Source organism: Lysinibacillus sp. NPDC096382 (genome assembly GCF_044762845.1).
Taxonomy (GTDB): domain Bacteria; phylum Bacillota; class Bacilli; order Bacillales_A; family Planococcaceae; genus Lysinibacillus.
The window spans coordinates 73,455-85,747 of sequence record NZ_JBIWFC010000010.1; the positions used below are offsets into that span (position 1 = coordinate 73,455).

Below are 12,293 nucleotides of genomic sequence, written 5' to 3' on the forward strand. Positions count from 1 at the left end.
ACTTAAACAAACTGCACGTTATAATGCAGATGATTAAATGTGGGTTCCTTTTCCTAACCACGCGCTTTTTAACTTATGTACATTGTAGAGAAAATAATATACATAGTCAACAATATTTTTGGAAATTTTCCCACAAGTTCTTATTTGATGTTGTAATAGCTACTGCTCCAGCTGATAACGCTTCCTCAATGCTTTCAACAGTGCGAACTAGTCCACCTGTAATAACAGGAATTTTTGTTCGCTGGTGTACCTCTGAAATCATTGAAGGAATGATGCCTGGTAATAATTCAATATAATCAGGCTTCGCTGATTCAATCATTGAAAAGCTTTTTTCTAGTGCAATCGTATCAATTAAAAAGACGCGCTGAATGGCAATAATCCCACGAGATTTTGCTTTTATTAACATATTAGATCGAGTGGAAATTATACCTGCTGGACGGATATCATTACATAAAAAATCTGCTGCAAAGTTATCCGTTTTTAAGCCATGAATTAAGTCTGCATGAATAATTAATTTTTTACCGTTACGATCTGCCTCTCGCTTTATTGACATGAGCAAACTAATATGCACTTCTAATAGAACAATGTATTCGAATCGACTATTTAATATTTCATCAAATTGCTTAACTGTACGTGCAGCGGGAATAATTTGTTGATTATTGAAATTCATTTGATTTCCCCTTTACATCAATTATGCCTCGGCATAATTACGTCCGGAATCGGCTTTGTGCTAGCACAAAGCATTCCTTTCCGTTTTCCGTGACATCCGCCGGAGGCTTAACTTATTTCAGCGGATGTTTTTTGTACCGAAAGCGTAGCGACAGGTACAGATGTTTGGACACCCGCTGAAATAAGTTAAAAAGTAGGCCGCCATTAAGACGACCTTCCTTTTTATTATAATGCAGTTGTAGCTCTTGTTATTTCTAAATTTAAATCTTTTTCATATTGTGTACGTTGTTCAGTAGACCAATGTAATTGTTTTGCCATTTCATCTAATACCGCGTCTTTATATTGTTTCACAAGAGCGATATTGAAGAACATATACGCTGTACGACGAATCATAAAGTCGTTTGGATGAACAACCATTTCATGATGAATACCATACAATAACTGGGCGTATAGCGCTTGTGGTAAAACAGGATGTTTTTCTTTAGCATAGTCCAAAACAGTATCCACATTAGAACCATAATGATGTGCTAAATGTTTTGCTTCCTCTTCTGATAATCCGATATCAACACCCATTTTTGTTCGTTTCGACACGAAGGCATGTAAGTTTTGGGAGCCCCCAACATCTCCACCGGAAATATGAATCTGCTTTGTATAGCATGGTTTTGATGCAATGCCAAATCGTTGTTCTAAATCTTGCGCAATCATATTTAAAACCGTTTCAGCCATTTTACGATAACCTGTTAATTTACCGCCAGCGATTGTCACAAGTCCCGAAGCAGATTCCCATACTTCGTCCTTACGAGAAATTTCAGATGGATTTTTACCTTCCTCATGTATTAATGGACGAACACCTGCCCAGCTTGATTCGATATCTGAATCAGTGACGTTAACTTTTGGAAACATGTAATGAATTGCTTTCATAATATAATCACGATCTTCTTGATGGATATTCATTTCACGCGCATCGCCTTCGTAAAATGTATCTGTCGTTCCAACATACGTTTTCCCATTTCGAGGAATTGCAAACACCATACGACCATCAGGTGTATCAAAATAGACAGCTTGACGTAGTGGGAATTTAGATTCATCAAAAACGATATGCACGCCTTTTGATAAAATTAAATGCTTACCATTTTGTTGTCCTTCGATAGTACGAACCTCGTCTACCCATGGACCAGCAGCATTTACAACTTTTTTTGCTCGAATATTAAATGCGTTATGGGCAATTAAATCTTGTGCTACGATACCATTAATTTTCTTTTCGTCATTGTATAAAAAGTTTTCTGCCTTTGCATAGTTAATGAGTGTAGCACCTTTTTCAATGGCAGCTTTGGCAACTTCGACTGTCAGACGTGCATCATCTGTACGATATTCTACATATACACCACCGCCGCGTAAGTCCTCGCCTTTAACCAAAGGTTCTTTTTCCATTGTTTTTGCAGGACTTAACATATATCGACGCTCAGAACGTTTAACCCCTGCTAAAAAATCATAGACACGTAAGCCAATATTCGTTGAGAATTTGCCGAATGTGCCTCCTTTATGGAATGGCAGTAGCATCCAAACAGGAGTTGTTACATGCGGTCCATTTTCATAAACGATCGCACGTTCTTTTCCTAATTCTGCAACCTCTTTTATTTCAAATTGTTTTAAATAACGAAGTCCACCGTGCACTAATTTTGTCGAACGACTAGAAGTACCAGCGGCGAAGTCTTGCATTTCAACTAACGCTACAGATAGACCACGAGCAATTGCGTCAAGCGCGATACCACAACCTGTAATCCCACCACCGATCACCAATAAATCGTATTCTTTACTTTGTAATTCTTCAATCGTTTGTTGACGTTGTATTGCTGAAGCTGTGCTCATAATGAAATTCCTCCTTATTTAAAGCGAAAAAAAGAGACCATTAAAGGCACATGTACAAATGTACATATGTTTTTAATGGTCTCTCAATCGCTCAAACCTAGTATATTAACTTAATTTCATTGTAGTCTTTTTAGAAAGAAAAGGCAAGGTAGATCGTCTAGAAAAATTACGAATACAACATACACTTTTCAATCATTTATAGGTTTAAATTCGCGTCATATGTACAGTTCAATTGTCATGGCCTCTGATATTATTCCCAAATACAAAAAATTTATTTATTTACATGTTTGAGTGGAACATAAAATAAATTTTAGTTGTTATTGTCGCATCGAAAAAGTTCCACTCCAATCAACTTAATATATGTCATACTTTTAATAATTGTTATCCCTACCTTTCGAGAAATAAAAATAGCAGGCTCTCCATTAACTAGTAATAGAAAACCTACTGATTGACCATCAATTATGCCTCGGTATAATTGTAGCTGTCGCTTTGCTTTCGCTACAGATAAACAATGTGTCCGGAATCGGTCTGTGCTTGCACAAAGAACGACTTTTTGCTGAAAGAAGTTAAAATATGTATTTTATCATTTCATGTATATTGCAATAAGGATTGTCACGGCTTTCCGTCTTACGAAGTGACATCATATCCGTGCAATTTTTAATAGCGACCTCATGGCGAAATGCGATAGGTGCAATGACTGACTCATCTGCTTTATGACGAAAATAACGTGTTACCCCAAGATGCTGCTCCATCTTGTCATTTAATACGGCACGAGGATACTTTTCAGATAGATCGACTTCTTCAAAATGCAACAATAGCCATAATTCGAATGCTTCATTTGAATAGGCAATATGAATACTATTCTCCTCACAAAAGTCATTAACTTCCTCTAATTGCTTTTCAGTTAGATCATCCTTATCAAAAACAATCCAAACCTCATCAAAATATTGGTAGCTTGAATCTCGATAGGCATGCTGGGCTAGCTTAATAGCCGAACGCTTGACGTTTTTTATTTTGACACTTACCATTTTTGAGCGCTTTAAAATACGCATTTGCTCAAAATAAATGCGTTCGGTTTCACCTTCACAATAAATTAAAACTGTATTACGCAGTGTTCGATTCCCTTGTTGACGCACTCTCACTGCTCAAATACCTCCACTTCCTATTAATTAAACCCGGCATAATTGCAGATAAATTGCCACAGGACGTGGCGTTCTTAGACTGAGTTCCTCTATTTCAGCGGATGTTTGGATACCCGCTCCAAAGAAGTTAAATATTGATCTGATAAATATTCATTAATAACCGGTGTAGCTCCAAATTCTCCTTTTAAGTAACGCTTGGCATAGGAAATATCCCCGCGTTTCTTCTGTAAATCTGCAAAATCAAATAAGGAGTATAACTCGGATTCATTTTTAAAGCTTTTATTCACAAACCATATTTGATCGGAACGTAGTGGCTGATCTAATAAATCAATTTCATGACTTGTGACAACAAATTGATTCGTAACATTACGCTTGCTGTTCATAATGGCCATTAAAAATTCGCAGATGGACACATGAAATGCTGTGTCAAATTCATCTATAAAGATTGTCTTCCCTTTATTGTATGCTTCGACCATGACACATGCTAAATGCAGCATACGGACTGTCCCCTTTGAATCCATCGTCCAATTGATCGTTTCTGTCCCGATCGGCGCGCCTACTTCATCGAACGATAAATAGTGCAAATCGATATCCACTTCTTGTATAACCTCTGAAGTGTCAAAATCATAGCCAATAGTATTTTTCTCTCTTCGCTCAACCCGTCTTGCCGTTACATCTTGAATAGAAAAGTCTGCAATCTTTAGTAACTTTATAACCTCTTTCTTAAAGGGTTCCTCTTCAAGTTTACGAATAAGTGGATGACTTGATAACCGATTTGTTTCATCTAAAAATAGTATTTTATGTAAAAACCAATCAAATATTTTCGTAGCATCTGGGTCATTAAAGACATTTAATACCGATAAGAAAGCTGTATTATCACGCGTATATTTTGTCAATTCTAGCGCAGTACCATCGGCAGTTTCATACAAATATTCCGTACCATCCCATCGTCTATTAAAAAGCTCCACTTTTAGAGACTTTGTCGTTTTAGTTAGACCTTCATAAAGAACCTGTGATGCATTATACTGTACCTCATAATCGTACAGTACCCCATCTAGTAATAACGAAATCATAAATTCTGTCGGTTGTTCTTGCTGACTTCCTAACTTAAACGGCTGGTAGGGCAAGCGTAGTTGTTTAACATTATTAAGATTTTCAAAGTTAAACAATAAAGAACGTAAAATTTTAATAGCAGTGAATAAGTTTGATTTTCCACTTCCATTTGGTCCGAAAATAAAGGCACTTTTAACAAGGTGAAATGAGTCATATTTCATCGTATGTGTATCCTTTAATTTTCGAATACGGCTTCCCGCCACCATTGAAAATAGGGTTTCATCCTTATAACTTAAACAATTTTTCACTCTAAAATCTACTAACATTTGTAGGCCCCCGTTCAATTCCACAGCATTCCTTTAATTATACTATAGGCGTAAAAAAACACCTATTACTCCGCGTAATACCAATAATACGATGCACAATTATTTACTGATGAATGCTAACTTTCCGTCTCCTTAAAAATATAAAAAGACGATTTCCCTTTTAGGGTAAATCGTCAAAGAATACACTGATCATCACCTACATATTTTGAGCCCATCCCCAATGAGTCACCCATAGTTGATAGAAACTGAAGTTGTTCCGATAAATCTTCAAAGTATAATGAATTCATTCACTAACGTGGGGTTGCTTTCCGCTTCGCTGGTCTCTATGGCGTCACCCAGTCCCCACTCCAATCACCTTTTGTATAATTTAATTAAATTCCCACTATCTTTTCATTTTGCAATACTTGCAATGTACGCTCTATGCCTTCCGCAAAAGTAGTTTTTGGTCTCCACCCTATCGCCTTTGCCAGCTTAGCGTTATTTAAAAATGAATGCTCAATATCTCCCTCTCTCGCAGGTGCATATTGAATTTCTAAAGGATGATTTAAATGCTGTAATAATAAAATGACTTGATGAATCGACCATGCCTCATTCGTTGATACATTATAAATGCCCTGTAATCTAGCCTGTACACCAGCATAAATAGCATCCGCAATATCATCTACATATATGAAATCTCGTGTTTGTTCTCCATCTCCATAAATCGTAAAGGGCTTTCCTTCTATACTGCTTTTTAACATGCTAGGAATAACCGCCGTTTCCCCCAGCATACATTGCCTTGGACCGAATACATTAGCAAATCTATAAATTAATGTTGGTAAACGATAATCTCTTTGCCATTTTTCACAGTATGTCTCACCAATACTTTTGTTTAATCCATACATCGAAATCGGCTCACTAACATCTGTTTCTTCTAATGGTGGATAGTGACTATCTCCATAAACAGCTGCTGACGAGGCAAAAACAAAATGCTTTACTTTATATTTTGACGATAAGAAGAGCATCTGACTAAGCCCTACAATATTCGTTAAAACATCCTTCACTGGCTCTTGCACCGATTTTTGAACACTCGTTTGTGCTGCGCAATGAATGACCACATCAAATGATGTTTCTTTAAAAAGATGCTCACAAACTTCATCTTCCACATTCAAAAGATAAGATTTATGATCAAAGTCGACATTGCGTAAATGACCGGTACTTAAATTATCAATAATATAAACATTTGCACCCTCTTTAAAAAAACGTCTCGCCACTGCACTACCAATAAAACCATAACCACCTGTCACTAATACATTCATCCCATCGCCCCCAAAAACAATATGATGTTTTATATGCAATAATTACTAAAATTATGCAAGCAACTTATTTGTTGTGTTATTTTTTGGCAATGTTTTAAGTATAAAAAAATGTGCCCGATATGAAATCGAGCACACTTTACAAAATTAAGCTGGGTTTACTTCCAGTTCAACTGTAATTTTGATGTCTTTCCCAACTAGAACACCGCCAGTTTCCAATGCAGCATTCCAAGTTAAGCCAAAATCTTCACGATTGATTGATGTTGTAGATTCAAAGCCATAAACTTCTTGGCCCCATGGATTTGTACCTTTACCATTAAATTCAGTATCAAATGTTACTGATTTCGTTACGTCTTTAATTGTTAAATCACCTGTAACCGCATATTCATCATTTGATTTTTTTGCAATGTTTGTAGACTTAAATGTAATTGTCGGATATTTTTCAGCATCGAAGAAATCTGCTGCTTTTAAGTGATTATCACGATCTTCACTACGTGTATTGATGCTAGCTGGATCAATTGTAAAGCTAATGTTTGCTGTTGTTAAATCTGCAAGATCTGCCGCTTCAATATCTGCTGAATAAGTATCGAATACACCTTTTACTTTTGATACCATCATGTGTTTTACTTGAAAGTTAATTGCTGAGTGTCCTAAATCAATGTTCCATTTTGCCATTATAAATTCCTCCAATTGGGTTGTTTTTATCTCGAATTCGAGATATATTTTAAAATATGAAGTAACTACTTAAATTATGTTTAAGGTTAAACATTTGTAGTTACTTCTTTTGCATCCTAGTTAAACGCAGTTACGAAAAGTTATTAATTACTTTATGTAACTTACTATATATTAATAATCTACTTACGTCAAGTTATTTTTAAAAATTTTTGACCCAGGCATTTTCAGAAACTACCTGAGCGATGTCTCCGGTTCAGAAATTTTACTCCAACTACTTTCTTTAAATAAAAAAAGAAGCTTCCCAATGAAATGGGAAAACTCCTTATCTATCTGCGTTTCACTAATTTACCTTGGACGACAAAACGATGGTCGTCACTCATGACAGAATCCTTACAAGTGGATAGTGTAAGAATTTTGTCTTCCGGTCCAATCTCTACATTCATTTCGATTGAAGAGCGTGCTTGAATGTCGTCTAAAAATTTTAAGTAAGTATCATTGCTCTTAAACTCTGTTTCAATGTAATAAAAATCAATGGTAGTTTCATATGCGGCAAAGATTTCAACGTTATAACCTTCATACAGTGTATCTAAATAAATGATAGGATGTTCGTTTGCATATTGCTGATTTAAGTAATTTTTAAGACTCCCAAACATCGTACTATTCTTCATGGCATGGCCGTACAAAATAGTATTTTGGTTTATGTTTTGCACATTATTACGATAGTCCATAAATACACTTCCTGCACGACTTTCTCCATCTTTAAAATTATGATTTAAATAAAAATCATTATTTTCAGCTTGTAGAATTGGATTATTGAGCTTTGTCCCGTCTGCAGAAATCCATCCAACAATATTATTATTTACCGTTAGTAAATCATTGAATTGTGGACGGATTGTAAATGGCTTTGTTGAGATTTCATCTGCTTTATCTTCTAAAGAAGCCAATGTTGTTTGGTAAATCGTTTGTGCTTCTTCCAATGATTTTGAAGTCTCATAGTACGTGTATAAGTACTTGGCTAACGCAAAGCCTGAGTATAAGAATATAGCTAAATATATAAATGTTAAAAACTTAGTTGCCCATTTTTTCATAGTATCACCAGTTAAATTGCAAGGGGCACCATGTAAAATCCAAACTGCTCATCCTCATTGAAAATGGCTTCAACCCCATAGACATCTTTAATAACTTCCCTTGTAATGACGTTACGTGGTGCTCCTTCGGCTATTATTTGTCCAGCTTTCATCAGAATGATTTGATCGCTATAGCGAATCGCCTGATTGATATCGTGATGCACCATAACAATTGTTAAGCCATATTCCTCATTTAATGCCTTTACAAGCTCCAATAACTCAATTTGATAATAAATATCCAAATATGTTGTCGGCTCATCCAAACATAAAATTTCAGATTGCTGTGCTAAAGCCATAGCAATCCACACTCGCTGACGTTCCCCACCTGATAAAGCCTCTAAATCGTTTTCTCGTTTTTCCAGTAAATTCGTGCAAGCAAGTGCCCATTCAATAGCTTTGACATCTTCCTCATGATTTCTTTTTAGCATTGAATGATGTGGTAGACGTCCAAAGCTCACTAGCTTTTCTACGGTTAAATCCTTCGGTACATCATTTTGTTGATAGACAATTGCTAGTTTTTTTGCAAATTCTTTTGGCTTGTAGTGCACCAAATCCTTGCTTTCTAACGATACATTCCCCGATATCGGCATATTGTTGCGGGACATAACATTTAATAATGTTGATTTTCCACAGCCATTTGGACCGATAATCGTTGTGATTTTGCCCTTTTGAATGATCGTCGATACACCGTCTAAATGATTTCGAGTATTATCATGCGATACAATAATATCTTGTATTTCCATGTCTTCTCACTCTTTTCGTAATAGGAATATTAAGAATGGCCCACCGATAATCGCCATAATGGTTGATGCTGGAATTTCAAGCGGTACAGCAATTGTGCGACCAATCGTATCTGCCACTAATATTAATAAAGCTCCAGCTAATGCTGTAAAAGGTATGAGCACCTTATGATCGTGTCCAACTATACGACGAGAAATATGTGGTACTAACAGACCGACGAACGAGATAACTCCTGCTACAACAACAGAAACAGCTGATAATAGTACCGCAACAGCGGCTATTAATAGACGAGCACGAGCTATATGAAAGCCTAGACTTTTTGCTGTTTTGTCTTGTAATACTAGGAGATTACACCAACTATATAATGCAAAGGAGGCTATTAATCCGACAGTACCATAAGTAACAATTGTTGATACGTCCTTCCACGTACGCATCGTTAAGTTTGAGCCTACAACGCTGGAAGCTGAAGTATTCAATGAACCGCCTAAACTAATGAAAGCCTCTGTTAACCCCGTGAACATTGCATTAATAGCAATTCCGACTAAAATAAGTTTCAATGGACTTAAGCTTGACTTCCATGACAACCCAAAGACGAGTGCGCAGGCAAATGCCCCGCCCATAAATGCTAATATAGGTGTCATAAAAAATAATGCTGGAAAGAAGGAAATAATAAAGAGCTGGACAAATGCCGCTCCTGAAGATATACCAATAACCCCGGCATCCGCTAATGGGTTACGCATAACTGATTGTAATAGTACCCCTGAAACGGAAAGTGCTGCACCAGCAAACAACGCAACAATGATTCGTGGAAATCGTAAATCTCGGATAGCCTCCATTTGACTATTTCCTTCATCAAATAATGCACCTATAAATTCAAAAAAGCCCATTTTAATGCTACCTGTCGTTGCTGCATAAACTGCTGAGACAAGTAATAATACAATTACAATTGAAAAGCTTACAATTTTTTTTGTCATACCGGACTTCCTTTTTCTTTTCAAATTCCATCATGTTACATGTACATCCACAACTTTTCCTAAGGGACTGAAACATAATTTTCTAATCAATTATGCCTCGGCATAAGGCTTAATAGAAATATTAGAAAAGCAAGGCTATGCTTGCGATACGAGCGACATTTCTAGTTTCTATTTACGATAGAAGATTTCCATTAGCTGTCCTAAAGCCTGTGGCACTTGTAAGGAAGCTGTAGTATCGAACAATTCTTCCTCCAAATCATAGACTTTGCCGTTTTTCACTGCGTTAAAATGCTTCCAAATATCATTCGTTGTAAATTCCTCGTCAAACATTTTTACAACTTCATCTGGCATACCGTGTGATAGTCGTAAAATAATATCAGGGTTACTATTATGCAAGTACTCCGTATTCGAAGACAAGTATTCAGCGTCCTGCCCTTCCATTACATTAATACCGCCTGCACGTTTCACAAGGTCTCCTGCATAGGAATTTTCAGTTGCAACTAAATAACTTCCTGGAATACCAAGTAAGATTAATACACGAGGCCCCTCTTTGTTCTCAGCAACTGTTTGTACAGCATCAATATTTTTTTGTAATCCATTCACTAGCTTCTCGGCTTGTTCTACGCGATTATAGCGTTCGCCAAGTGTTTTAATCTCGGAAAGCATGGCATCAACACTTTGAAAGTTTAAAAAATTAACTGGAATTTTTAACTGTTTGAATTTATCTTGTAAATCATACTCTAACGTTGAAACTGATAACACATCTGTTGGATTTAATGATTTAACAATCTCCATATCTGGCTCCATTGCGTTACCGATAGTAGGCAGTTCATCGAAACGTTTTGCTAATGTTTTTTCTGTTTCAGGCACTGCTATAGCGTCCAACTCAAGCTTATCTAGAATATCTGCAATAACAACCGTTCCTGCAATAATACGATGTTCATTCGCATCAGTTGCTTCAGTTGATGGTTGTGCTTTTTCCGTTGGTGTCTCTGTCTTTTCTTGCTTACTGCCATCACTACAGCCGACGACTACCAAAAGTAATGACATCATCGCCATTATGAGCAACCAACATTTCCAATTCTTTTGCATAAAGTCATCTCCTACTTATTTCTGTTCAGTCGCATCTTTTCTTGCATTTTTAAAACGGCTAACGAGCGACCAGCCCGATAAAATACAAATTACTACTAGCAATACTATCTTCACAATATTCAGCTGAGCAAGCTGCTGATCGACTTTTGAATCCTTCGCTACTTTTTCAGTAGTCTCCTCTTTAACATCAGCTTTCTCGGCGTCGTCTTCATCTTCAATAGGTGCGTCAAGTGTACGATCAAATGCTAACCGCTCTTCCTTAGGCACAGTTACAGTTGGCTGGAATGATGGCATTGGTCGTGATAACTGAGTCGGTTTTACAGGCTCATGTTGTGTTTCCAATGGTGCCTTTTTGACTTTCTCTTTAACAATAACAGGTTGCTTTTCACTAGCTACTTGCGTAGAGGGTGCTGTTACAGAGGGCTTACTTAAAAACTTCGCTACCTGCTGTTGATCAAATTTTAGATTTACGAAATATTGATGATGATAAGACATCTCAGGTATATCAACTTTAACCCACATTCGTATTGGCTTTTCAAAATTACTAATTTCAAATTCAACAATTCTGGCATTGTCTACAAGTGAAATAAACTTTGGCTCTACCTGTTTTCCTTGTTTATCTACAGTTAAGCCTGTTATCCAATTAGATTTTAAAATTGTCATGTGAGCATAATATTTGCCGTTTTTTTCTTTTATTTCTGCAACAGGGTTTACATATGTATTCATAATGGATTGTTCGTTCTTTCCATCTACTAATAATACGTAATTCATTGACCATTCCTTATCATAGATTTCTTCTGAAATAGATTCGTCAATTTCGTTTTCTGGAATAACTTCCTCATCCTTTTGCACAATTGTTGAAAGGGTTGTTAACTGTAATTGAAGCTCCTTGGAAAAAGGGACATATTCCTCAGAGGATGAAAATGCTACCTCACCTTTAATGATAATAGGCCGATGTAAATCCTTGACATCAAATTGAACTAAATTTTCAGTCTGAACGTTTGACGAAAGCTTATTTTCCTGCTGTTCGATATGTAAATCTCTTATACTCAATGGCTTCTTTATAGCCAAATTTAAGCTATATTGACCGTTCTTTACATCAATTGTCGCCAATTCGCTAAAAATATTGTCTTTCCCTCCATCTAGAGATGAAAAACTTAGTTCAACTTGATAGCTCCCATTTTCTAATACAGATTCTTCAGCTTTTGCCTGAAGCCATACACATGGAGGGAAAAGCATCAGTAAAAAAGTACTCAAAACGAATACTTGAACTATTTTTCTATTGCTAATCACTGTGTAAATTCCTCCAAATTCTTTAAGAGCACAGTAA

At 36.4% G+C, this 12,293-nt stretch carries 10 protein-coding genes and 1 pseudogene; all 11 read right to left on the minus strand.

Annotated elements, in window-relative coordinates; all coding sequences use genetic code 11:
- Positions 1-106: 106 nt before the first annotated feature.
- Positions 107-670: a glycerol-3-phosphate responsive antiterminator gene (locus tag ACIQZA_RS15100; protein WP_142510799.1), complete on the minus strand. Its 564-nt coding sequence runs from the start codon at positions 668-670 to the stop codon at positions 107-109.
- A 224-nt stretch (positions 671-894) separates the two neighbouring features.
- The gene (locus tag ACIQZA_RS15105; RefSeq protein WP_400939155.1) at positions 895-2,538 is read right to left on the minus strand and encodes a glycerol-3-phosphate dehydrogenase/oxidase; all 1,644 of its coding nucleotides are present in this window, start codon (positions 2,536-2,538) and stop codon (positions 895-897) included.
- Positions 2,539-3,104: 566 nt separating this feature from the next.
- The gene (locus ACIQZA_RS15110) at positions 3,105-3,680 is read right to left on the minus strand and encodes an RloB family protein (RefSeq protein WP_402882316.1); all 576 of its coding nucleotides are present in this window, start codon (positions 3,678-3,680) and stop codon (positions 3,105-3,107) included.
- Positions 3,681-3,769: 89 nt separating this feature from the next.
- Positions 3,770-5,059 (minus strand): AAA family ATPase, encoded by a 1,290-nt coding sequence (locus ACIQZA_RS15115; RefSeq protein WP_400939160.1) that lies wholly within the window; start codon positions 5,057-5,059, stop codon positions 3,770-3,772.
- 371 nt (positions 5,060-5,430) lie between these two features.
- On the minus strand, positions 5,431-6,357 hold the full coding sequence (locus tag ACIQZA_RS15120) for an NAD-dependent epimerase/dehydratase family protein (RefSeq protein WP_142510803.1): 927 nt from the start codon (positions 6,355-6,357) through the stop codon (positions 5,431-5,433).
- Positions 6,358-6,501: 144 nt separating this feature from the next.
- A complete protein-coding gene (locus ACIQZA_RS15125; RefSeq protein ID WP_400939162.1) occupies positions 6,502-7,029 on the minus strand; it encodes a YceI family protein in 528 nt (175 codons plus the stop codon).
- A gap of 326 nt (positions 7,030-7,355) precedes the next feature.
- Positions 7,356-8,117 carry a class B sortase gene (srtB, locus tag ACIQZA_RS15130; RefSeq protein ID WP_400939164.1) on the minus strand — a complete coding sequence of 254 codons (762 nt, stop codon included), beginning with the start codon at positions 8,115-8,117 and terminating at the stop codon, positions 7,356-7,358.
- 11 nt (positions 8,118-8,128) lie between these two features.
- Complete coding sequence (locus ACIQZA_RS15135; RefSeq protein WP_400939167.1) at positions 8,129-8,899, minus strand: ABC transporter ATP-binding protein; 771 nt, start codon at positions 8,897-8,899, stop codon at positions 8,129-8,131.
- Positions 8,868-9,871 (minus strand): annotated as a pseudogene (locus ACIQZA_RS15140) (FecCD family ABC transporter permease). Before ACIQZA_RS15140 ends, ACIQZA_RS15135 begins: the two are co-directional and overlap by 32 nt.
- Before the next feature lie 168 nt (positions 9,872-10,039).
- Positions 10,040-10,963 carry a heme ABC transporter substrate-binding protein IsdE gene (isdE, locus tag ACIQZA_RS15145; protein ID WP_402882319.1) on the minus strand — a complete coding sequence of 308 codons (924 nt, stop codon included), beginning with the start codon at positions 10,961-10,963 and terminating at the stop codon, positions 10,040-10,042.
- A gap of 15 nt (positions 10,964-10,978) precedes the next feature.
- Positions 10,979-12,256 carry an NEAT domain-containing protein gene (locus tag ACIQZA_RS15150; RefSeq protein ID WP_402882321.1) on the minus strand — a complete coding sequence of 426 codons (1,278 nt, stop codon included), beginning with the start codon at positions 12,254-12,256 and terminating at the stop codon, positions 10,979-10,981.
- Positions 12,257-12,293 lie beyond the last annotated feature (37 nt).